The following is a 23,343-nucleotide window of genomic DNA, read 5'->3' as shown; positions in this document are numbered from 1 at the left end:
CGCGACGCGAAGGCGTAGGACGCCTATGATTGCCGCCCATGGCCAGTCCCCACCACGAGCCACCGACGATCCCGGGCTTCCGTCACCGCCGGCTGATCGGCACAGGCGGCTCCTCCGAGGTCTTCCTCTACGAGTGGCCGCAGGAGAAGGTCGACGTCGTCGTCAAGGTCTGGAACGACCGGCTCAGCGGCGAGACCCAGGACGCGCTCGCCAAGGAGACCAAGGAGGTCGCCGAGCTCGCCGCCCACCCCCATGTGTTGCCGCTGCACGCTGTCGGCGTCAGTGACGACGACCGCTGCTTCGTGGTGATGGACCATCGCACCGGCGGCGACCTGCAGACCCGCTGGCAGCGCGAGCGTCTCTCCGTCGCGGAGGCGCTGAGCATCACGATCAAGGTGGCGGGCGCGCTCGACGTCGCCGCCCGGCACGGGATCCTGCACGGCGACGTCAAGCCCGCCAACATCCTGCTGACCAGTGCCGGTGAGCCGCAGCTGGTCGGCTTCGGCGGCCTCTCCTCGACCGGGCGCCCCGGCGGTGCCGATTCGACCTCGCTGCCGTGGATGGCTCCGGAGATGCTCTCCGATCCGCCCGAGCCGAGCGGCTGGGCGGACATCTGGAGCCTGGCCGCGACCTGCTACACGCTGCTGGCGGGACGTACGCCGTTCGAGGGGCCGGGCGGTGGCAACGCACCTGCGGCGCTGTCGGAGCGGATCCGGGAGTACGACCCGCTGCCCATCGAGCGCGACGACGTCCCTGCGTCGTTCGACGAGGCGCTGCGCAAGGCGATGTTCAAGCGCCGGGCCGGGCGGCACTGGAGCGCCGCCGACTTCGCCAAGGCCCTGCAGGCAGTCGAGGAGGAGCTCGGGCTGCCGGTCACGCCGCTCGCGGACATGCGCGAGCCTCGGGACCAGGTCGCCGAGGTCGCCGAGGTCCCCGAGGTCCCCGCGGTCGCGAAGGTGGCCGAGGCGCCCCCGATCGAGGTAGCTCCGGACCCGGTCCCGCCGTCGGCCGAGTCGCCGGGTGCGGGGGACACGGCAGAGGTGCCGGTCGTCACCGGCCCCGTGATCGAGCCGGTGGCGGAACCCGTGATCGCCGCCGCGCCGGTGCTCGAGCAGGCCGACGACGATGTCCTCGGCCACCGGGTCGACGTCGACCGGCTGGCCCGCCTGCTCGCCTCCGTACGCACCCAGCTCCCGATCTCGGTCGCCGTGCAGGGACTGCCCGGCAGCGGCCGGTCGACCTTCCTGCGGAAGGTCCAGGAGCGCATCGAGTGGCTCACCGAGAACGACGAGACCTACTCCGCCCGCACCACCCACGTACGCATCGACGCCCGCCAGTACGCCGAGGGAGACGTGGCGGGCGCCGTGCTCGAGAGCGTGCGGAGCGCTGGGAAGAGCGAGCCGCCGCCGCTGGTGGCGAGGCATCAGGCCGCACAGCGGCGGACCGCCGAGCTGCGGGCCGCGCTCGCGGGCGTGCCCGAGGACGACGGCCCCCGCGGCAAGCGCCGCGCGCAGCCGATGAGCACGACGATGGCGCTGGCGGCCATGGATCGAGAGGTCGCGGCCTACGAGGCGGCGCTGCGGGCAGCCCCGCCCGGACCACCGCCGCGCCCGCCGGCCGGCGCGCTGAGAGGACCACAGGCGAGCCGCACCATCGTCTACGTCGACGACCTGGACAGGTGCGACCCGGCCACCGCGGCTGGCGTGCTGCAGGCGATCGACGAGCTGGGCAGCCAGGAGAGTGTCGCGGTCGTGGCGGCGGTGGACGCCCAGACACTGCGGCGGGCGATCGCGGGCCGCGTGGCGGAGCCCGCGGCGTACCTCTCACGCGTCTTCGACGTGCCGTTCGGGCTGCGGGCGTTCGCGGGTGACCCCGCGGTGCGGTTCATGCGGTCGCTGATGCGTCAGGCGGTACCGTCGTGGCCGGCAGCGCTGGCCACCGGCAACGGCGACCGGACGGGTCGTACGAGCCAGGTCGAGAGCTTCGAGATGACCCCGGGCGAGGCGCTGTTCACGAGCGAGCTGGCCAGGTTCTGCCCGACGCCCGGAGCTGCCCGGAAGCTGCTCGCGGTCTATCGGCTGGCGCGCACGGCCCCGGTGGCGGGCAGGAACGCCGACCCGGCCGGCCAGCAGGCCCTCGGGATCCTGATGGCGATCCTGGTCGGGGCGCCGGCGCAGGCCGTCCAGGTGCTCGGAGCCGTGGTCGAGTCGCTGGCGGCGGGCGAGGACGGTGCGACCTTCAGGAAGCTGCTCGAGAAGGTCGCACGCGAGCACACCGCGGGCTGTGGGCGGGCCACCTGTGGCTCGTGCGCCGACTGGTCCCGGGTGCTCCGTGCCCACGCCGACCTCGTCCGGGCGCAGCAGGTGCCGCAGGACGTCGGCGCGTACGCCGCCTGGGTGGACGAGGTGGCCCGGTTCAGCTTCCCGACCTGACCTGCCCCCTTCCGCAAAAGTGAAACACGTTCTACTCTAGGCGCCATGACTGGACTCCTGGATGGCAAGGTCGTCGTGCTCTCGGGGGTCGGCCCCGGCCTCGGCCGCTCGCTGGGCGAGCAGGCCGCGCTGATGGGCGCCGACCTGGTGCTCGCCAGCCGCACCGAGAAGCGGCTGCAGAAGATGGCCGGCGTCATCGAGGAGCACGGACGACGTGCGCTGGTGGTGCCGACCGACATCACCGACGAGGACGCGCGCCGGCACCTGGTCGATGCCGCGCTGGAGGAGTTCGGCCGCGTCGACGTACTCCTCAACAACGCCTTCGGCATCCCGCCGATGGACCCGCTCACCCAGATCCCGCTCGACGCGCTCCGGCTGGCCCAGGAGTCCAACGTGTACGCCCCGCTACGGCTCTCGGCGCTCTTCGCCGACGCGCTCGCGGCCACCCCGGACAAGCCCGGCGGCGCGATCGTGATGATCAACTCCGCGGTGCTCTACCAGAGCCAGCCGGAGTTCGCGGGCTACAAGCTCTCCAAGGGCGCGCTCGCCCACCTGGCCTCCTCGCTGGCCACCGAGCTCGGCCCGCGCGGCATCCGGGTCAACTCCATAGCGCCGTCCTACATCTACGAGGACGTCAACAAGGCCTACTTCGACTGGATGGCGTCGGAGTCGGGGCGCACCCACGAGGAGGTGTACGCCGAGAAGGCCGCCCCCACCGACCTGAAGCGGCTCGCCACCCCCGAGGAGGTCGCCCGGGCGGCGCTGTTCCTGGGCAGCGACCTGGCCTCCGCGGTCACCGGGACGGTGCTCAACGTGGACTGCGGGGAGTTCCATGACTGACTCCGCGACAGAGACCGCACCGCGCGAACGGGCCGACGTCGGGACGTACGAGGACATCTGCGCAGCCGCCACCCGCACCACCGGGCTGAGCGCCTTCGGCGGGACCGACCACGAGGAAGGGCTGCGGCTGCTCGTCGAGGATCTGGCGAGCCCCGAGGCCGGGCTGACCCCGATCGGCAACTACTTCCACCGGGCCCAGGTGAAGTCGGCCCTCGTCGGCCGGCTGATGACGCAGGCCCGGCTCGCGGAGTTCCCCCAGCACCAGGACGTACGCATCGAGCGGCCGATCTTCGTCACCGGGCTCGTCCGCACCGGCACCACCGCCCTGCACCGCCTCCTGGCCGCCGACCCGGCGCACCAGGGTCTGGAGACCTGGCTGACCGAGTTCCCCCAGCCGCGGCCGCCGCGCGAGACCTGGGAGCACGACCCGGTCTTCAACGCGCTGCAGGGCGCCTACCGGCAGCACCATGTCGCCAACCCTGAGTTCATGGGGATCCACTACATGGACGCCACCAGCGTCGAGGAGTGCTGGCGGGTGCTGCGGCAGAGCGGCAAGTCGATCTCGTTCGAGTCGCTGGCCCACGTCCCGCGCTACTCGGCCTGGCTGGCGAAGCAGGACTGGCGCGATGCGTACGAGCTGCACCGCCGTACCCTCCAGCTCATCGGGCTCAACGACACCGACAAGCGCTGGGTCCTCAAGAACCCCTCGCACCTGGTCGCTCTCGAGGCGCTGATGGAGGTCTACCCGGACGCCCTCGTGGTGGTCACCCACCGCGACCCGGTCGTCTCGGTTGCCTCCGGCTGCTCGCTCTCCGCCGAGGCGACCGCGGGCATGTCGACCACGTTCGTCGGGGAGACCATCGGGAAGACCCAGCTGGAGATGCTCTCCCGCTCGTGGCGCTCGTTCGGTGAGACCCGGAAGAGGTACGACCCGGCGCAGTTCCTCGACATCGACTACCGCGGGTTCGTCAAGGACCCGGTGGGCACCGTCGAGAACATCTACGCCCACTTCGACATCCCCTGGAGCGACGCCGCCCGCGCCGAGGTCTCCCGCATCGACGCCGAGTCGCGTTCGGGCAGCGCCCGGCCCAAGCACGACTACAGCCTGGCCGACTACGGGCTGACCGAGGACGAGGTTCGCCAGGCGTTCACCTTCTGATTCCGTACGTCCTCCACCACTGCTCCATCGAGGTGCCCTACGGTTCCACGCGAGCTCACGGGTGTGCGGCTCATGACGCCGTCCGACCTCGGGAGCCATGTGATGAGCCATGCCGCTGCGGTGCTGAGCGCCGAGCCGACGGACGCGCCCGCGAGGCCGTCGGCCAGGCTGGTCACGGTGCTCGCCCTGCTGGCCGCCTTCGCGGCCGCGATGAGCCTCTACGTCGCCGCCACCCAGGCGCTGTCGTACCACGCGCGGGACGAGGGCCCGAACGCGTCGTACGCCATCGCGCTCCACGGCGGCGACCTGCCGACGATCGACACGCCGGTGGCGCAGGACCCGGAGCGCTTCCCGCAGATCACCCGGGGCGCGAACCGGGAGGAGTTCGATCGCCACCGGATGATCTGGACCGCCAACCATCCGCCGCTCTACTACCTCCTCGGCGTGCCCTGGGTCGCCCTGGCCGACGCGCTCGACAGCCCGCAGGTGCTGATCGCCGGAATGCGGGCGGTGAGCGCCCTGGCGTACGGGGCGCTGGTGTTCCTGGTCGGTCTGATCGCCTTCGAGGTCACCCCACGGCGCCCGGCCGCCGCGATGCTCGCCACCGCGATCACGGCCTCGCCGGCGGTGCTGGCGATCGCGGCGGGGTTCATCATGAACGACAGCCTGTCGGTGGCGGCCTCGTCGCTGACCGTGCTCGCGACGCTACGCATCCTCCGCCTCGGGGTGACCCGGAACCGGATGCTCGTGATGGCGGTCGCCGGCACCCTGGCGGCCGCGACGAAGGCGCCCGGCGTGATCACGGTGATCATGTGCGGCGCCGCGCTCGGGGTGACGCTGCTGCTTCGCGACCGCACCTGGAAGGGCTTCGTCCGGGCGACCTGGCTGACCGCGATCGCCACCGGAGTCCCGGGCCTGGCGATCGGCTGGTTCTACGTACGCAACATCGTGCTCTACGGCGACGCGACCGCGAGCTCGGCGCTGCTGTCGCGCTACCAGCGGGTGCAGGTCGACACCTGGTTCGAGGTGATGACCGCGCCCCGCTTCTGGCACGGCTGGTACGACCATCTGTGGGTGCCGCTCCAGCTGCGCGGCACGTCGCTGCACTGGGTGATCGACGCCATCACCTTCGTCGCGCTGCTCGGACTGGCCCTGGGGGTCGTCGCTCGTCTGCGGGACCACGGTCGCGAGCGGGGTCTCGTCGTCAGCGCTCCCCGGGTCCCCTCGGTGGCGACCGTCGGTCTGCTCGTGCTGATCGCGCACGCGTTCGTGATCGTCGTCAACCTCGCCCAGTTCCGCTCCGGCGGCGGCAACCCGCACGAGCGCTACCTGATGACGGTCATGCCGCTGATCGCGATCGTGCTCTCCGTGGGCCTGCTGGCGATCGTCGACGCGGTGCCGTGGGGCGAGATCCGCCGACGCGAGGAGATCGCAGCGGCCGTCGTCTCGGCGTTCCTGGTCGGGCTGGCGGCCGCGACCTTCGCCGTGTGGGTGCAGACCCAGATCAGGCTCGGTCGCGACCCGATGCTTCCGGAGATCCGGCCAGCGGCGTACGTCATCCTGCTCATCGGCGCTCTCTGCGCGCTCGCCGCGGTGGCACTGCCGCTCGTCTGGCGGCCGCGTGGTGATCCTTCGGGAGCCGGCATGCGCTCGTCCGAGACAGGTAGCGCAGTACTCGCTCTCCGGGGCGCCGGGCGCGGTTGAGTGTCGGCATGACCGCCAACGTCCTCCCTGACTCCGACCGCGCGGCATCGACGGTCTGGAGCAGGACCGCCGCACTGCTGTCCGGCCTGCTGGCCATCGGCTTCGGCATCCCGGCCGCGTACGGCACCTACTACTTCGCGACGCACGACGAGGTGTGGACCTTCATGGGCTTCCCGACGTACGGCCACGGTCCGTTCGTCGACGTCGGCATCCCGACGAGCGTCCTGCTGGCCGGGTTCACCGCGGTGTGCGCGGCTGAGGCAGTGGTCGGCTTCCTGCTGTGGACGCGCCCGCGTCTCGGCGGGTGGCTCTCGTTCGCGTTGCTCCCGTTCGAGCCCGCCTACTGGTGGGGCTTCGCGTTGCCAGTCGGGCCGATCGTCGGCCTGGTCCGGACGGCTGCGGTGGTCACGGGACTTCGTCGCCGCGAGTAGCCGCAGCATCGGCGTGGACGTTGGGGCGCCAAGACTGTCGGTGGTCCCGAGTAGCCTGGACCTCATGCGTCCAGTCACCGATCTCGAGCGTCGTGTCGCCCCGTTCAAGGTGGTCTCCGACTACCAGCCCTCGGGTGACCAACCGACCGCGATCGCGGAGATCACCAAGCGGATCCAGGGCGGCGTCAAGGACGTCGTCCTGCTCGGCGCGACCGGCACCGGAAAGACGGCGACCGTTGCCTGGACCGCCGAGCAGCTGCAGCGTCCGATGCTGGTGCTGCAGCCCAACAAGACCCTCGCCGCCCAGTTCGCCAACGAGCTGCGCCAGCTCTTCCCGGAGAACGCGGTCGAATACTTCGTCTCCTACTACGACTACTACCAGCCTGAGGCGTACGTCCCTCAGACCGACACCTACATCGAGAAGGACTCCTCGATCAACGAGGAGGTCGAGCGGCTGCGCCACTCGGCCACCAACTCGCTGCTGACCAGGCGCGACGTCATCGTGGTCTCGACCGTCTCCTGCATCTACGGTCTCGGCACCCCGCAGGAGTACGTCGACCGGATGATCCGGCTGCGGGTGGGGGAGGAGCACGACCGCGACTCGATCCTGCGGCGGCTGGTGGAGATCCAGTACACCCGCAACGACCTCTCCTTCACCCGAGGCACGTTCCGGGTGCGCGGCGACACCCTGGAGATCTTCCCGGTCTACGAGGAGCATGCGGTCCGGATCGAGTTCTTCGGTGACGAGATCGAGCGGCTGATGACGCTGCACGCGGTCACCGGCGAGGTCCTCACCGAGGACCAGGAGCTCTACGTCTTCCCCGCGACCCACTACGTCGCCGGCCCCGAGCGCATGGAGCGCGCGATCAACGGCATCGAGGCCGAGCTCGACCAGCAGCTGAACACCTTCGAGAAGCAGGGCAAGATGCTCGAGGCGCAGCGGCTGCGGATGCGTACGACCTACGACATCGAGATGATGCGCCAGGTCGGGTCCTGCTCCGGGATCGAGAACTACTCGATGCACATCGACGGCCGCGAGCGCGGCTCGGCGCCCAACTGTCTGCTCGACTACTTCCCGGAGGACTTCGTCCTCGTCGTCGACGAGTCCCACGTCGCGGTCCCGCAGGTCGGCGGGATGTACGAGGGCGACATGTCCCGCAAGCGCAACCTGGTCGAGCACGGCTTCCGGCTGCCCAGCGCCCAGGACAACCGGCCGCTGAAGTGGGAGGAGTTCCTGGAGCGGATCGGCCAGACGATCTACCTCTCCGCGACCCCGGGCAACTACGAGCTGGACCTGGTCAGCCGCGACGGCGGCGAACCCGATGTGGTCGAGCAGATCATCCGCCCGACCGGCCTGATCGACCCCGAGGTGATCATCAAGCAGACCAAGGGCCAGATCGACGACCTGATCGGCGAGATCAACGACCGGGTCGCCAAGAACGAGCGCGTCCTGGTCACCACGCTCACCAAGAAGATGTCCGAGGACCTCACCGACTATCTCCTCGACGCCGGGATCCGCACGCGTTATCTCCACTCCGAGGTCGACACGCTCAAGCGGATCGAGCTCCTTCGCGACCTGCGGCTGGGGGAGTACGACGTCCTGGTCGGCATCAACCTGCTCCGTGAGGGTCTCGACCTCCCCGAGGTGTCGCTGGTCTCGATCCTCGACGCCGACAAGGAGGGCTTCCTGCGCTCGGACAAGTCGCTGATCCAGACCATCGGCCGTGCGGCCCGAAACGTCTCCGGCCAGGTGCACATGTACGCCGACAAGATCACCCCCTCTATGGAGTCGGCGATCGAGGAGACCAATCGCCGCCGCGCGATCCAGATGGCCTACAACGAGGCCAACGGCATCGACCCGCAGCCGCTGCGCAAGAAGATCGCCGACATCACCGACATGCTCGCCCGCGAGGAGGAGAGCACCCAGGAACTGCTCAACACCTGGGCCGGCACCGAGGCCAAGGGCCGCGCGGGCAAGACCACGGCCAAGTCGCCGACCCCGATGCTCGGCGACGCCGCCCGCGAGGCCCGCGAGCGCGGCCTCGTCGGCCTCCCCTCCTCCGACCTGGCTCAGCTCATCGGCGACCTCACCGACCAGATGAAGGGTGCCGCCGCCGAGCTCCAGTTCGAGGTCGCCGCCCGTCTCCGCGACGAGATCTCCGACCTCAAGAAGGAGCTGCGGCAGATGATGGAAGCGACGAAGTGAGGAGGGAGCGGGCGTAAGCCCCCTTCGCGCCGAAGGCGCCTTCTAGGGTTTACGCCCGTTCCCGACGAACGAGGAGCTGCGCGCGAGCGAAGCGAGCGCGCTGGCGACGAAGTAGCCTGCGCCGCTGGTCGAGCCGCCGGAGCCGCTAGGCGGAGGCGTGTCGAGACCAACACGGTCCTATCGAGCGCCGCCGGGACTGTGTTGGTCTCGACACGGATTCGTTCGTCCCTCACGAATCCGGCTCGACCAGCGGGGAGTTGCGTCAACCGTCGGCTACCGGCCCGTCGCGCGCTGTTCACCGACCGTGAGCCCTGGCTCGTGTGTCTCGTCAGTTTCGCCCGTTAACGTCGTGAATGTGACTGTTCCACGGGTCTCGATGTCCCAATCCACGATCTGCGTCCTGCTGCTGGGTGTGCTCGGCTTCGCGATGAGCGCCCAGGTGGCGATCGCGATGCCAGCCCTGTTCAAGGCCGACGAGCGGGCGCACGCGGCGTACGCGGTGGCGCTGTCCCAGGGGACGTTGCCGACGATCGACACCGACATCCCCGACGACCCGGCGCGCTACCCGCAGCTGGCCGAGAGCCTCTTCGGGGCCGATGAGGCCCACCGCGACATCTGGGTCGCCAACCACCCGCCGCTCTTCTATGCGATGAGCCTGCCGCTCGTCTGGCTCGGCGACGCGGTCGGCTCGCCAGGGCTGACGCTCCTCGGCATGCGTCTGCTGAACGCTCTCGGGTTCGCCCTGACCACGATCATGGTCGGCCTGCTGGCGCGCGAGCTGGTGCCGCGACGCCCGGCGGTGCCGGTGATCGCCTCGGCGATGTGCATCGGCTGCGGCGCGATGACTTTCGTGGGCGGCGGGATCTACAACGACGGCTGGTCCTCTGCGGCGGCGTTCATGACGCTCTACCTCGGGTTCCGGATGATCCGCCAGGGCGTGACCCGTGAGCGCCTGATCGCCGCGGCCGCGGTCGGCGTCGCGGCCGCCGGGTTCCGCTCGACCGGCCTGGTCGCGGTCCTCTTCCTCGGCGCCTGCGTGCTGGTGGCCATGTGGCTGCGAGAGCCGTCGCTGCGTACGTTCCTGCGCGGTACGTTCTGGCGAGCCGTCGGGATCGCGGCGTGCATCGGCATGGCGCCGGTGGTCGTGTTCGGATGGTTCTACGTGCGCAACATCCAGCTCTACGGTGACCCGACCGCGTCGGGCTCGCTCTTCGAGAAGTTCGGGCGCGAGCCCAACGGCACCACACTGTTCCAGCTGGTCAACCCCGAGTTCTACGGCCACCTGCTCGGCAGCCTGTGGACCGACGGCAACATCGCCAACACCTGGAGCCAGGCAGCCGTCATCGTGCTCACGCTCACCCTGGTCGGGCTCGTGCTTGACGCCGCCGCGAAGGCCAACCCGCGTCGTACGGGAGTCCTGCGGCGCATCCGCCTCGCCCCGCAGAGCACGATGCAGCACCGCCAGGACCTGGCCATCTGGGCGCTGCTGGGAGGCTACTGCCTGCTGATCCTGATCAACGTCGCCGGGTTCATCGCCGGCGGTGGCTGGATCCACGCTCGCTACGCGGTCCCGTTCCTGCCCTTCCTCGCCGCCGGTGCCGGGATCGCCGCACTCCGGCTGGGGCGGCTCCTGCCGCTGCGGGTCCCGACCGGCTCGCGAACCGGCGTGACCGCGCTCGACGAGGCACGCGACCTGCGCATCGGCCTGGGCGTCTCGCTGGCCTTCATGGTGGTCGGCCTGGTCTGCCACCTCGACACCGAGCAGTACGTCGACGGGCCGGTCAGCAGCACGTTCGCGCTCGTCGCCCTGGTGGCCGCCGACCTGGTGATGTTCGCGGTCGCGGCGTACGTCGCCACGGAGCTGCGCCGGCGGATGCGCCCCGGCACCTTCGACACTCCGCGCACCCTCGCCGCGCACGTGGCGAGCGGGCCTGTGACCGAGGTCGCCTCCGGCCGTCCACGAGAGACCACCGGCATCTCGACGAGCTCGAAGGCGCCGTAACCTCTCTCTGTGAGCCACGAAGACCCCCAGTCGTCCGCACGCTCATGGCTCGTGTGGGGTATCGCCCTCGCGGTCTACGGCCTGGCGGTCTTCCACCGCAGCAGCCTCGCGGTCGCCGGTCTGGTCGCCACCGAGCGCTTCGGGATCGGCGCCAGCCAGCTGGCGACCTTCGTCATGCTGCAGCTGCTCGTCTATGCCCTCATGCAGGTGCCGGTCGGGCTGCTGGTCGACCGGTTCGGCTCGCGTACGGTCCTCTCCGCGGGCGCACTGATCCTGGCGCTCGCTCAGGCGGGGTTCGCGTTCGCGGACTCCTACCCGCTGGCGCTGCTCGCGCGCACGTTCGTGGGGATGGGCGACGCGATGACGTTCATCTGCGTGCTGCGGCTGGTGCCGTCGTGGTTCCCGGCCCGCAAGGTGCCGCTGGTCAGCCAGCTCACCGGCACCGTCGGACAGCTGGGCGCGATCGCGGCAGCGGTCCCGATGACGTGGGCGCTCGGCCAGCTCGGCTGGACCAGGGCCTACCTCACGGCCGCGCTGATCGGCCCGGTGCTTCTCGTGCTGCTGCGCCTCTTCGTCCACGACGGACCCGGTGACCGACACCGCCGAGGCACCTCCCTCAAACCGCGTGAGCTCGGCCGGAGCCTGAAGGCGTCCTGGTACCAGCCGGGCACGCGCCTGGGCTTCTGGATCCACTTCTCCACCCCGTTCAGCTCTCACCTGATGGGGCTGCTGTGGGGATTCCCGTTCCTGGTGACCGCAGAAGGGCTCTCCGACACCCTCGCCGGCACCCTGCTCTCGGTCACCGTCGTCGCCGCCCTGGCCGCGGGCCCGGTGATGGGCGTGCTCGCCGGACGTCACCCGTGGCACCGCTCGACGGTGGCGCTGACGATGATCGCCGCCCTGGTGTCGGTGTGGACGCTCGTGCTCGCCTGGCCGGGTGAGGCGCCGCTGCCCGTGCTGCTGCTCCTGATGGCCGTGGTCGGCTTCGGCGGACCGGCCTCGATGATCGGCTTCGACGTCGGCCGCACCAGCAACCCGCCGGCGCGGATGGCGAGCGCCAGCGGGATCATCAACCAGGGCGGCTTCGTCGCCGCGCTGCTGGTGATCGTGCTGGTCGGCTGGATCCTCGACTGGCGTACACCGGGGGACTCGACCGCCTACACGCCGGAGGCGTTCCGCTGGGCGATGTCGGTGCAGTACCTGTTCTGGGGCCTCGGAGTGGTGCAGATCTGGCGTCACCGGCGCGACGTGCGGCGGCGTACGACCCGGGAGCAGGTCGCGGCCGGGTCCTCGATGGTCGTCGACTGAGCGGGGCCGCCGCAGGCACCACGCACAGTTCGCCGACTCGTCACCTGACCGCAAACCGCGGTGGCGGCTGAACAACATCCCGGCCCACTAGCTTGTCGAGGTGCTCACGCCTACGCGCTCGCTGTCCCAGGTGACCGTATGCCTGCTCCTGCTCGGGGTGCTCGGCTTCGCGCTGAGTGCGCAGTACGCGATCGGGATGCCGCCGCTGCTGAAGGCCGACGAGAAGCAGCACGCGGCCTACGCAATCGTCCTGTCCCAGGGCGTCCTGCCCACGATCGACACCAACACCCCGGCCGACCCGGTGCGCTATCCGCAGTTCGCCGAGGCACTCTTCGGCCTCGACGAGCCACGCCGCGACATCTGGGTCGCCAACCACCCGCCGCTGTTCTACGTGATGAGCCTGCCGCTGGTCTGGCTCGGCGACGCCGTCGGCGGTTCGGCAGGGGTCGGGGTGACGCTGCTCGGGATGCGGCTGCTCAACGCGCTCGGCTACGCGCTGAGCATCATCCTGGTCGGGCTGCTGGCGCGCGAGCTGGTGCCCAGGCGCCGGGTGGTCCCGGTGCTCGCCGCGGCGATGGTGCTCGGCTGTGGCGCGGTGACCTACGACGGCGGCGCTATCTACAACGACGGCTGGGGCACGGTCGCCGCCTCGCTGACCCTGCTCCTCGGCTTCCGGATGGTTCGCGACGGCGTGACCCGCGACCGGCTGATCTGGGCGACGGTCGCCGGCGTCGCGGCGGCCAGCTTCCGCTCGACCGGCCTGGTGGCGGTGCTCGTGCTGGGTGCCTGCGTGCTGGCCGCGCTGTGGCTGCGCGACCCGACGCTGCGTACGTTCCGTCGTGGTGTGGGCCTGGCGATCCGGATCGGGCTGGCCCCGGTGGTCGTGATCGGCTGGTTCTACGTACGCAACATCGTCCTCTACGGCGACCCGACCGCCTCCGCGGCGCTCTTCGAGAAGTTCTCCCGCCAGACCCACGGCGACACGCTCTTCCAGCTGGTCAACCCCGAGCTCTACCTGCACCTCTACGGCTCGCTGTGGGCAGACGACGTCATCCCGAAGATCTGGATCCTCGCTGCCGCGGCCACTCTGGTGCTCACGGTCACCGGCATGGTGCTCGACGTCAACGCGAAGGCCCGGCCGAGACCGGACGGGGTGATGCGCCGCGTCCTGATCCCCGGGCCGGAGCCGACCGTCCTGGAGCGTCGCCTGGAGGTGGCCGTTCGGGCGCTGATGGGGATCTACTGCGTGATCATCATCGTCAACCTGGCCTCGTTCCACGCCGGCGGAGGCTGGATCCACGCCCGCTACGCGGTGCCGTTCCTGCCGGTGATCGCGGCGCTCACCTCGCTCGCGATCCTGCGGGTCGGCCGCCACTGGGTGCGCGGCGTCGACGAGGAGCGGGTGGATCTGCGCATCACTCTCTATGCCGGCGTCGGGTTCATCGTCTCGGCGATGGTCGCCCACCTCCACATCCAGCAGCGGATCGACGGACCGGCCGACGCGTCCTGGCTGTTCGCGCTGATCGCGGCCGACCTGATCATGTTCGTCGTCGCCGCGTACGTCACCGCGCAGCTGCGCCGCCGGCTGCGGCCGGACGGGGAACTCTTCGCCAGCCGGTCATCTGAGGACCAGTCACCTGTTGCCGCGGTGAACATCTGAGCCGCGATGGTGGTGGCCCTCCACCCCCACGTCAAGGAGCTCCTGTGGTTGACATCGATCGTCGTCGGTTCCTAGGTCTCGCCGGCGGCGCAGCCGCGCTGACCATGCTCGACCAGAGCATCGCTCGAGCCGCCTCCATCCCCGCCGCCCGCCGGACCGGCACGATCCGCGACATCGAGCACGTGGTCGTGCTGATGCAGGAGAACCGCAGCTTCGAGCACTACCTGGGCACCCTGCGCGGTGTACGCGGCTTCGGCGACCCGCATCCGGCGATCCTGCCGTCGGGCAAGTCGGTGTGGCACCAGCCGAACGGTGACGGCGAGCTGCTCCCGTTCCATCCCGAGGTCGACGATCTCGGAGCTGCCTTCCTCGAGGGCCTCCCGCACAGCTGGCCCGACGGTCAGCAGGCGATCAACGGTGGTCGCTACGACCGATGGGTGCCGGCCAAGGGCACCACCACGATGGCGTACCTCCAGCGGCAGGATGCTGCCTTCCACTTCGCGCTGGCCGACGCGTTCACGGTGTGCGACGCCTACTACTGCTCCTTCATCGGCAACACCGACCCCAACCGCTACTACATGCTCTCGGGCTGGACCGGCAACGACGGCAAGGGCGGCGGGCCGGTGCTCTACAACGACGAGGCCGGCTACGACTGGACCACCTACGCCGAGCGGCTCGAGAAGGCCGGGGTCAGCTGGAAGGTCTACCAGGACGAGGGCACCGGCCTCAACGCCGAGGGCGACAACTGGTGGGGCTGGACCAAGGACGCCTACATCGGCAACTACGGCGACAACTCGCTGCTCTACTTCAACAGGTTCCAGGACGCCCAGCCCGGGGACCCGCTCTTCGAGAAGGCCCGCACCGGCACTCGCGCGATCGACGGACAGGACTACTTCGAGATCCTGCGCGCCGACGTCGAGGCCGACAACCTGCCCTCGATCAGCTGGATCGCGGCACCGGAGGCGTTCTCCGAGCACTCGAACTGGCCGACCAACTACGGCGCCTGGTACATCGCCAAGGTCCTCGACGCGCTCACCTCGAACCCCGAGGTGTGGGCCAAGACCGCGCTCTTCATCACCTACGACGAGAACGACGGCTTCTTCGACCACCTGGTTCCGCCGCACATCAACAGCCCGCTGGTGCCGGGGGAGTCGACCGTCTCGACGGAGAACGAGCTCTACACCGGTTCCCACGGCGACGGCCACTACGGTCTCGGGCCGCGGGTGCCGATGTTCGTCGTCTCCCCGTGGAGCGTCGGCGGCTGGGTCTCCTCGGAGACCTTCGACCACACCTCGATCCTGCGGTTCATGGAGGAGCGCTTCGGTGTCGCCGAGCCCAACATCACGCCCTGGCGCCGCGCCGTGTGCGGTGACCTGATCTCGGCGTTCGACTTCTCCCGCACCTCCGAGCCGCCCACGCTGCCCGACACGAGCGGGTGGGAGCCCGCCGACCGCGAGCGCCACTCGGACTACGTACCGGAGGCCCCGGCGAACGGGACCATGCCGACGCAGGAGCGCGGCACCCGCCCGGCTCGGCCGACCCCCTACCGGCTCGATGTGGTCGAGACCGCCGCCGTCGGCGAGATCGCCGTCGAGATCCACAACACCGGCAGCGTCGGCGCCCACTTCCAGGCCCGGCTGCTCGCCCCGGACGGCGCGCCGCACAGCTACACCGTCGGCGCCGGCGACACCCTCTCCGTGCGCTGGCCGGTCAGCGGCGACTACGAGATCCACCTGCACGGGCCCAACGGGTTCTTCCGCTCCTACGCCGGCACCGCCGGCACCGACCCCGCGCCCGCCAACCTGCGGCGGGAGGGCCGCTCGCAGCGGCTCACCGTGACCGCGCCTCGTAAGGCCGAGATCACCAGTGCGTACGCCGGCGAGATCCGCTCCCGCCACCTGGACACCCGCGCCACCGGGGGCTGGTACGACCTGACCCTCACGCTCCCGGGCACCACCTGGGCACGTGGGTTCGCCGGCCACCTGGAGAACGGACGTCCCTCCGTGAGCGACCCGCAGCTGGGCTCCTAGGAGGGATCGTCGGGCCGGTCCTTCTCGGACTGGGCCGGCGGGTCGAGGATCGGGGCAGCTGTCTCGGGGGCTGCCTCGACCTCGGCCTTGGCCGCCTTCTTCGCTGCCTTCTTGGCGGCCTTCTTCTCGAGGCGGTGCACCTCGCGCTGGACGATCGCCTCACGGCGTACGCCGGTGCCGACCAGGTTGACCACCAGGAAGAGCATCGGATAGATCGGCCACGGATGTCCGTCGGGGGCCGAGGTGAACAGCCAGATGCCCCAGGTGATGAGGCTGACCATCAAGAAGGTGGCGAGCGCCTCCTGGAGCTCCTTGCGGTAGGCAGCCGCGCCCTGCTCGCGGAAGCCGAGCGTCTCGGGCAGGTACGCCCCGGGCTCGCCGGGCGCGGGCTCGGCGACCACGAGATCGTCCACGAGAGCGGGCAGCTCCCCGAGCGTACGAGCCTCCAAGAGGGTGTCGACCCTCTCCTCGTGCTCCTCGCGGGTCAGCCGGCCGTCGGCGAAGGCATCGGTGAGGACGGCGCGGACAACCTCCCGATCAGCATCGGAGGCGCGCATACGTGCGTTGTCGGCCTGCCTCGGGTCGAGGCGGAACCGGGTCCAGAAACCCTCCACACCACCAGCCTAGACGCCAAGCCCGACACCGTCTGGTGAAGCGCCTGCATTAGAGTGACTCGCGCTGGCTACCTGCTAGTATAGAACACGTTCTAGTTTTGCTCTGCCTAGGTTTGAGGGAGGTGGCGGATGCGGATCGCTCTGCTGTCGTATCGCAGCAAGCCGCACGTCGGCGGTCAAGGCGTCTATATCCGCCATCTGAGTCGGGAGCTCGCCAAGCTCGGGCACACGGTCGAGGTCTTCTCCGGTCAGCCCTATCCCGAGCTCGACCTCCTGGGGGAGGGCGTGACGCTCACCAAGGTGCCGAGCCTGGGCCTCTACGAGGAGCCCAACCCGTTCGGCAACCCGAAGCTCTCCGAGCTGCGCGACCTGGTCGACGTCGAGGAGTGGGCCCGGATGCGCACCGGCGCCTTCCCCGAGCCGCTGACCTTCGCCAAGCGCGTCCTCAAGGTGCTGAAGGAGCGGAAGGGCGACTTCGACATCGTCCACGACAACCAGACCCTGGCCACCCCGCTGCTGAGCATCGAGCCCGAGGTCGGCCTACCGCTGGTGACCACCATCCACCACCCGATCTCCTTCGACCGGCGCATCGAGCTGGACAGTGCCCAGGGCTGGAAGAAGAAGTTCGGCGTCTGGCGCTGGTACTCGTTCGTGAAGATGCAGGCGAAGGTCGCCTCGCAGCTGCGGCACGTGATCACGCCCTCGGACAACTCCAAGCGCGACATCCTGACCGACTTCGGCGTCCCCTCCGAGCGGGTGCAGACCGTGCATCTCGGCGTACCGGAGGAGTTCGTCCCGCCGACCGGGCCGCGCACCCCGGGCCGCATCCTGGCCATGGCCAGTGCCGACGCCCCACTGAAGGGCATCGCCTTCCTGCTCGAGGCCTTCGCCAAGCTGCGTACCGAACGTGATCTCGAGCTGGTCCTGGTCTCCAAGCCCAAGAAGGGCGGTCCGACCGAGCAGCTCATCGAGAAGCTCGCGATCAAGGACCACGTACGTTTCGTCAACGGCATCTCCGACGCCGAGCTCGTCGAGCTGATGGGCTCCGCGGAGATCGCCTGCGTGCCCTCGCTCTACGAGGGGTTCTCGCTGCCCACCGCCGAGCTGATGGCGTGTGGCACCCCGCTCGTCGTCTCCCGCGCCGGCGCGATCCCCGAGGTCGTCGGCCCCGACGACCTGTGCGCGAAGCAGGTCACCCCGGGCGAGACCGAGGAGCTCGAACAGGCCATCGCGGCGCTGCTCGACGACCCCGAGCGCCGGGCCCGCTACTCGGCCGCCGGGCGCGCCCGGGTCGAGGAGCACTTCTCCTGGCACGCCGTCGCCGAGCGGATGACGGCCCTGTATCAGCAGTCCATCGACGAGTTCACCACAGACGAGAGGAAGTGAGCCGTGCTCACCGTTGACTTCGACCGCCTTGGCCTTCAGCCCGGAGAGCGCGTGCTCGACATGGGCGCCGGCGGCGGCCGGCATGCCTTCGAGATGTACCGCCGCGGCGCCGACGTGATCGCGTTCGACCAGGACGCCGAGGAGCTGGCCAAGGTCAGCGACTGGTTCTTCGCGATGCGTGACGAGGTCCCCGAGGGCGCGAACGCGGAGGTCAAGGAGGGTGACGCGCTGTCGCTGCCCTTCGCCGACGGCGAGTTCGACCGGATCGTGGCCGCCGAGGTGCTCGAGCACATCCACCGCGACGTCGACGCGATCAAGGAGCTCGTCCGGGTGCTGCGTCCCGGTGGCACTCTTGCCATCTCGGTGCCGCGCTGGCTGCCCGAGGTCGTCAACTGGAAGCTCTCCGAGGACTACCACAACACCACCGGCGGGCACATCCGCATCTACACCGACCACGAGCTCATCGACAAGGTCACCAAGGCCGGCCGGCCCAACGACGGCACCCCTGGTGAGGCGATGATCTTCGAGGGCAAGTCCTACGCCCACGGCCTGCACGCGCCCTACTGGTGGCTGAAGTCGGCCGTCGGCGTCGACAACGACAAGCACGTCCTGGTGAAGGCTTACCACCAGATCCTGGTCTGGGAGATCATGAAGAACCCGCTGCCGCTGCGCCTCGCCGGAAAGGTCCTCGACCCGATGATCGGCAAGAGCATGGTGCTCTACTTCCGCAAGCCGGGCCCCATCGCCACCGACCCCACCCCGGCTGCCTGATTCGCGGATGAGAGTCGAGATCCCGTACGTCGACGGGGTGCTGACCCCTGCCCAGATCGTCGCCACGGCCGGGTCGATCGCCCGCGCCCAGGAGGCGTCGGGCGCGATCCCGTGGGTCCCCGGTCAGCACACCGACATCTGGAACCACGTCGAGGCGGCCATGGGCCTGCTCGTCGGTGGCCTGGTGGAGGAGGCCGAGGCTGCGTACGACTGGATCCCGTCGCTGCAGAACGGCGACGGGTCCTGGCCGATGAAGATCGTCTCCGGCTCGGCGGTGGAGACGATCGGCGAGTCCAACATGTCGGCCTACTTCGCCGTCGGACTCTGGCACCACTGGCTGATCCGCCGGGACCGGGCGTTCGTGGAGCGGCTGTGGCCCTCGGTGCGCGCGGGACTCGACTTCGTGGTCGGCCTGCAGCTGCCCTTCGGCGGGATCGCCTGGACCCCGCGCGACCCGTTCGCGCTGCTGACCGGCTCGTCCTCGATCTACCAGTCGCTGCGCGCCGGCGTCGCTCTGGCCGACCTGATGGACGACCCGCAGCCGGAGTGGGAGATCGTCGGCGGACGGCTCGGTCACGCCCTGCGCCACCACCGCGACTCGTTCGAGGACAAGTCGCACCACTCGATGGACTGGTACTACCCGGTCCTCGGCGGCGCCGTCGTCGGTGCCGACGGGCACGACCTGATCGCCTCGCGCTGGGACCATTTCGTACGCCCCGGCCTCGGCGCCCTCTGCGTCGACACCAACCCGTGGGTCACCGGCGCGGAGACCTGCGAGCTTGCGATGGCCCTCGACAACATCGGCGACCACCGCCGCGCGCTCCGGCTGCTGACCGAGATGCAGCACATGCGCGCCGACGACGGCGGCTACTGGACCGGATGGGTCTACGAGTCGCCCGACTACCCCAACCCCAACCCCAACGCCTACTGGCCCGAGGAGCACTCCACCTTCACCGCCGCCGCCGTCATCCTGGCCGCGGACGCGCTGGGGGAGCGCTACGGTGGGTCCACCCCGGGCTCCGCCATCATGCGCGGCACCTCCCTCGCCGCTCCGTTCGAGGAGCTGGCGCTGGAGTGTGGGTGCGAGACGAGTTCGGCAGGAATACCCGGTTAACCGGGGATTCCTGCACTTCTCTGGCAATGCAACACCAGAGAAGTGCAGGAAATGCCTGATCGATGTGACTCCTGTGGCGCCTGGGATCAGGTGAGCCGACGCAGCACGCGTAGCGACCCGACGGCGTCGATCTCCTCGAACTGCTTCGAGGCGAGCGCGGGGAGGTAGATCTCCTCGTACGGCGGCCGGCCGCCGTCGGCCGGGTCTGGGAAGACGTCGTGGACCAGCAGCAGCCCGCCGGGCATCACCTTCGGGGCCCACCCGCGGTAGTCCAGCTGCGCGGGCTCGACGCCGTGGCCGCCGTCGATGAAGAGCAGCGAGACCGGCGTGGTCCACCACCGGCTCACGGTCGTCGAGGCACCGATCACTGCGACCACCTCGTCCTCGAGGCCGGCCTGCTCGATGGTCCGCCGGAACGTCGGCAGCGTGTCCAGCCGCCCGGTGCGCTCGTCGACGAGGGTCGTGTCGTGGTGCTCCCAGCCCGCCTGGTTCTCCTCGCTGCCGTGGTGGTGGTCGACGGTGAACACCGTGCCTCCGGTGAGCTTCGCCGCGGCGCCGAGATAGACCGACGACTTCCCGCAGTAGGTGCCGATCTCGACGGCCGGTCCGTGCGGCAGTCGCTCCACGGCGTACTCGAACAGTGCCGTGCCCTCCTCGGGAGGCATGAACCCCGTCGCGTCGAGGGCGTGCTTGAGCAGTTCGGCGGGCATCTCAGGCGTAGACACCCGGGCACCTTAGCCGAGTGGCGAGCGGTCCGCGCCGAGTGGTCTTCGACCTGGCGTGCCCGCGAGAATCCCGCCATGAGCAGATCCTCCGCCGGGCACTCGGTCCTCGTCGTCCCGGTGCCCGAGCTGGAGGCGTACGTCCTGGAGCGGACGCGCCATTATGACGACTCTTTCGTCTCCGCGGACCCCACGTTCGTGCACGCGCACATCACGTTGCTCGCCCCGTTCCTGGCCGCACCCACGACGGACGATCTGGAGCGGGTCGGGAAGATCGCGGCCGCGGCTGCGGCGTTCGACTTCGTGCTGGACGACGTACGTCTTTTCGCCGGGGGCACGATCTATCTGCACCCTGAGCCTGCAGAGCCCTTCGTGGCGCTGACCGCCGAGCTGAGTGCGGCATTCCCGCAGTGCCCGCCCTATGACGGACTCTTCGAACCGGTGCCGCACCTGACCGTCGACCACATCGCCGGGGGAGCGGACCTCGACTCAACACGTACGTCCCTGGCGCCGTTCCTCGCTGCGCGATGTCACGCGGACCGGGTCAGCCTGCAGTGGTACGCGAACCACGGCTGCCGGACCATCGCCGAGTGGCCTCTGGGCGGATCACCGCGTCACGGCGAAGGTGCGGACATCGCCTGCATCACGTAGCCGACGGCGACGAGCATCGTCAGGCTGCTGATGGCGATGCCGGCGACCGCGGCCCAGCGGCCGCGACGCTTGTCGTCGGCGGTGCGGGCCAGGCCGATGATGCCGAGGATGAAGCCGAGCGGGCCGCACATAAGCACGCTGGCGAGCAGCGACGCGACCGAGACCGCGTCGAGCGGCACTGCGTAGAGCGACCAGGCGTTGGCCGGCTTGTCCGGCGACGGTGCGGTCTGCTGCTGCGGAGCGGCAGGTTGCGGCGCCACCGGCTGAGGGTTCGGGGGCTGCGGCGCGCTGGGCTGGGCCGCCATCGTCGGCTGGCCTGCGGGCGGAGCAGGAGGCGGCTCGGCGACCGTGGGAGGAGGCTTCGGCGCCGCGGTTCGCTGGCGCGAGGACAGCGCGGCGTTGGCCGCTCGAGCCTGGCGCGTGGCCTGCCGCAGCCGGCTGGCCGAGGGGCGCACCCGAGCCGGTGGCGGGACCGGGGCCGGGGAGCTGCCTCCGGGTGCCGGGGCGGGCCGCGGGGTCGTGGCACCCCACTCGGCTCGCCAGCGCCGGTCGCGGCTGAGCGGCGGGGTAGGAGAAGCAGACGCGGTCGGCTTCCCTGCGGCCGCCGCGGCAGCGGCCTTACGGCGGCGCCGGGCGAGCTCCTCGTCGAGGGTGGCTCTGGCGACCGGGTCGAGCAGCACGTCGCGCGCCCGGTTGATGCGCATCATCAGCTCGCCGTCGGCGGCACGGCCGCCACGGTCGGGATGAAACTGCTTGGCGAGCTCACGATGGCGAGCTCGGACGGCCGCGTCGTCCGCGTCCGGACCGATCTCGAGCACGGCATAGGCGTCGATGAACTTCCCGCTCACTCAACGCCCCCCACGCACGGTCCTTCGGTTGTCGGCTTCGCCTCCGGGCTGATCCACACCCGGTGCACAAGATTCCCAGAACAGTGAAATCCTAGAGCAGTTGCGGCGAGATGCTGGTTTCGCCACGGGAAATTGACCGAGGGCCGCCCGATCGGGCGGCCCTCGCAGTGGAGCGGACGACGAGGCTCGAACTCGCGACCTCAACCTTGGCAAGGTTGCGCTCTACCAACTGAGCTACGTCCGCTTGCGAGAAGAACAGTAGCGGATGTGGTCCGTTGAGCTCCAACTGGGGTCCCGCGTGTCACGCACCCTCGTCCGGCAGATCGGGTGATGCCGTACGCCGCTCGATCTGCTCCACCAGCTGCGCGACCTGGGCCTGGTGTGCCGCCCGCAGGTCCTCGAGCCGTTCGCTCGCGTGGGCGCGCTCGCGTTCCAGCTCGGCGCGGGTGGCATCGCGATCCGCCTTCGCCGCCGCCTCGCTCCCGCGAAGGTCGGCAACCTGGTCGCGCAGCGCGTCGACCTGCTCGCGGGCGGCGTCGCGCTGCGTACGCAGCCCGGAGATCGTCGCCTCCGCACTCGCCGCCGCCTTCTCGGCGGCCTTCTTCTCCGCGATCAGCTGCTCCTGGAGCCGTGCCGTTGCCTTCTCAGCGTGGTCGGCACGCGCGGTCTCGCTCCGCCGGCGCTGCACGGCCGAGGCGTGCTCGGCCTGGAGCTTCTCGAGCTTCTCGGCCAGGGCGTCGCGCGCCGTGGCCGTCTCCTCGAGACGCTTCTCGAGGGAGGCGATCGTCGCGGAGGCGGTCTTCGCCGCGGCCGCCGCGTCGGACTCTGCTCGCTCCCGCGCCGCCTCTGCGGCCTGATGGGACTCCTCCGCCGCGGCCGTGGCGGACAGCGCCTCCCGCAGAATCTCGGCCGAGCGCTCCGACTCCTCCAACGCCTCCGCTGCAGCGGCATCTGCCTCGTCGCGCTCCGCCTCGGCCGTACGCTGCGCCTGCTCGGCGCGCACGGCGCGAGCGCTCGCGGCGGCGATCTGCTCCTGTGCCTCGCTCTGCACGGTCGCGATCTGGGCCTCGGCAGCGGTCAGGTCGCCGAGCGTACGCAGCTCCTCCAGTGCCTTCGGGAGCTGGTCGAGGAATCTGTCGGCGAGCTGGGTCAGCTGGGTGGTGATCTCCGCGGCCCGCTGCTGGGCGGCCTGCACCGGTCGCGCGGTCTCCTCGGGATCCCGTGTCTCCACGAGCCGTTGCAGGCGCTTCCGCTCCCGCCAGGCCGCGGCTCGGTTGTGGGCGGGGTCGTCGCAGTACTCCGGCGGCCGGCCGCTTCCGCTCTCCGACGCCGCCGCGGGCAGCGGACAGCCAGGGAATCGGCAGAGCTTCTCGTCGACAGCAATCGTTTCCGTCATTACGTCAGCATAGCGTGACGAAAGACGTAACGAATACTCAACCCCGCTCAAATGAGATCCCGGCGAGAC

At 70.2% G+C, this 23,343-nt stretch carries 18 protein-coding genes and 1 tRNA gene; 14 read left to right on the top strand and 5 right to left on the bottom strand.

The features are described 5' to 3' along the window. The first annotated feature begins 38 nt into the window (after nt 1-38). From ABTX24_RS17765 to ABTX24_RS17720, 10 genes are all read left to right on the top strand, one after another. Nucleotides 39-2,432: a serine/threonine protein kinase gene (locus tag ABTX24_RS17765; RefSeq protein ID WP_350841385.1), complete on the top strand. Its 2,394-nt coding sequence runs from the start codon at nt 39-41 to the stop codon at nt 2,430-2,432. A gap of 45 nt (nt 2,433-2,477) precedes the next feature. Then, a complete protein-coding gene (locus ABTX24_RS17760; RefSeq protein ID WP_350841383.1) occupies nt 2,478-3,272 on the top strand; it encodes an SDR family oxidoreductase in 795 nt (264 codons plus the stop codon). After that, the gene (locus ABTX24_RS17755) at nt 3,265-4,431 is read left to right on the top strand and encodes a sulfotransferase family protein (RefSeq protein WP_350841381.1); all 1,167 of its coding nucleotides are present in this window, start codon (nt 3,265-3,267) and stop codon (nt 4,429-4,431) included. The genes ABTX24_RS17760 and ABTX24_RS17755 overlap by 8 nt, the downstream gene beginning before the upstream one ends. A gap of 72 nt (nt 4,432-4,503) precedes the next feature. After that, entirely contained in the window at nt 4,504-6,135 is a 1,632-nt protein-coding gene (locus ABTX24_RS17750; RefSeq protein WP_350841379.1) for a glycosyltransferase family protein, read from the top strand. Between the two features lie 8 nt (nt 6,136-6,143). Further along, complete coding sequence (locus tag ABTX24_RS17745; protein WP_350841377.1) at nt 6,144-6,566, top strand: hypothetical protein; 423 nt, start codon at nt 6,144-6,146, stop codon at nt 6,564-6,566. A gap of 64 nt (nt 6,567-6,630) precedes the next feature. Continuing rightward, a complete protein-coding gene (gene uvrB / locus ABTX24_RS17740) occupies nt 6,631-8,772 on the top strand; it encodes an excinuclease ABC subunit UvrB (RefSeq protein WP_160023374.1) in 2,142 nt (713 codons plus the stop codon). A 355-nt stretch (nt 8,773-9,127) separates the two neighbouring features. Continuing rightward, a complete protein-coding gene (locus tag ABTX24_RS17735; RefSeq protein WP_201451015.1) occupies nt 9,128-10,774 on the top strand; it encodes an ArnT family glycosyltransferase in 1,647 nt (548 codons plus the stop codon). Between the two features lie 9 nt (nt 10,775-10,783). Then, complete coding sequence (locus ABTX24_RS17730; protein ID WP_350841375.1) at nt 10,784-12,082, top strand: MFS transporter; 1,299 nt, start codon at nt 10,784-10,786, stop codon at nt 12,080-12,082. A 100-nt stretch (nt 12,083-12,182) separates the two neighbouring features. Beyond that, the gene (locus ABTX24_RS17725; RefSeq protein ID WP_350841373.1) at nt 12,183-13,742 is read left to right on the top strand and encodes an ArnT family glycosyltransferase; all 1,560 of its coding nucleotides are present in this window, start codon (nt 12,183-12,185) and stop codon (nt 13,740-13,742) included. 44 nt (nt 13,743-13,786) lie between these two features. Next, the gene (locus tag ABTX24_RS17720) at nt 13,787-15,772 is read left to right on the top strand and encodes a phosphocholine-specific phospholipase C (protein ID WP_350841371.1); all 1,986 of its coding nucleotides are present in this window, start codon (nt 13,787-13,789) and stop codon (nt 15,770-15,772) included. On the opposite strand, the gene ABTX24_RS17715 is transcribed toward ABTX24_RS17720, so the two are convergent. Beyond that, the gene (locus ABTX24_RS17715) at nt 15,769-16,386 is read right to left on the bottom strand and encodes a DUF1707 SHOCT-like domain-containing protein (protein ID WP_350841369.1); all 618 of its coding nucleotides are present in this window, start codon (nt 16,384-16,386) and stop codon (nt 15,769-15,771) included. The two genes, ABTX24_RS17720 and ABTX24_RS17715, sit on opposite strands and share 4 nt — an antisense overlap. 129 nt (nt 16,387-16,515) lie before the next feature. On the opposite strand from ABTX24_RS17715, the gene ABTX24_RS17710 reads away from it, so the two are divergent. From ABTX24_RS17710 to ABTX24_RS17700, 3 genes are read left to right on the top strand one after another with little or no spacing between them, the layout of a single operon-like run. Next, the gene (locus tag ABTX24_RS17710; RefSeq protein ID WP_160023379.1) at nt 16,516-17,772 is read left to right on the top strand and encodes a glycosyltransferase family 4 protein; all 1,257 of its coding nucleotides are present in this window, start codon (nt 16,516-16,518) and stop codon (nt 17,770-17,772) included. Nucleotides 17,773-17,775: 3 nt separating this feature from the next. Next, nucleotides 17,776-18,543 (top strand): class I SAM-dependent methyltransferase, encoded by a 768-nt coding sequence (locus ABTX24_RS17705; RefSeq protein WP_350841367.1) that lies wholly within the window; start codon nt 17,776-17,778, stop codon nt 18,541-18,543. Nucleotides 18,544-18,550: 7 nt separating this feature from the next. Then, entirely contained in the window at nt 18,551-19,657 is a 1,107-nt protein-coding gene (locus tag ABTX24_RS17700) for a prenyltransferase (RefSeq protein WP_350841365.1), read from the top strand. An 86-nt stretch (nt 19,658-19,743) separates the two neighbouring features. Here ABTX24_RS17700 and ABTX24_RS17695 read toward each other — a convergent pair whose 3' ends face one another. Continuing rightward, nucleotides 19,744-20,382, bottom strand: coding sequence for a class I SAM-dependent methyltransferase (locus ABTX24_RS17695; RefSeq protein ID WP_350841363.1), 639 nt, complete (start codon nt 20,380-20,382; stop codon nt 19,744-19,746). Between the two features lie 75 nt (nt 20,383-20,457). On the opposite strand from ABTX24_RS17695, the gene ABTX24_RS17690 reads away from it, so the two are divergent. Then, complete coding sequence (locus ABTX24_RS17690) at nt 20,458-21,030, top strand: 2'-5' RNA ligase family protein (RefSeq protein WP_350841361.1); 573 nt, start codon at nt 20,458-20,460, stop codon at nt 21,028-21,030. On the opposite strand, the gene ABTX24_RS17685 is transcribed toward ABTX24_RS17690, so the two are convergent. The 3 genes from ABTX24_RS17685 to ABTX24_RS17675 form a co-directional block, all read right to left on the bottom strand. Then, the gene (locus ABTX24_RS17685; RefSeq protein ID WP_350841359.1) at nt 20,994-21,878 is read right to left on the bottom strand and encodes a DnaJ domain-containing protein; all 885 of its coding nucleotides are present in this window, start codon (nt 21,876-21,878) and stop codon (nt 20,994-20,996) included. The genes ABTX24_RS17690 and ABTX24_RS17685 overlap by 37 nt on opposite strands. 168 nt (nt 21,879-22,046) lie before the next feature. After that, a tRNA-Gly gene (locus tag ABTX24_RS17680) sits at nt 22,047-22,122 on the bottom strand. A 57-nt stretch (nt 22,123-22,179) separates the two neighbouring features. Beyond that, nucleotides 22,180-23,274, bottom strand: a complete 1,095-nt coding sequence (locus ABTX24_RS17675; RefSeq protein WP_350841357.1) for a coiled-coil domain-containing protein — start codon at nt 23,272-23,274, stop codon at nt 22,180-22,182. Nucleotides 23,275-23,343: the final 69 nt, after the last annotated feature.

The sequence above is a fragment of the Nocardioides sp. NPDC127514 genome, from assembly GCF_040302125.1.
Classification (GTDB): domain Bacteria; phylum Actinomycetota; class Actinomycetes; order Propionibacteriales; family Nocardioidaceae; genus Nocardioides.
The sequence above is the reverse complement of the archived record's forward strand: the minus strand, read 5'-3'. Positions and strand labels throughout refer to the sequence as shown.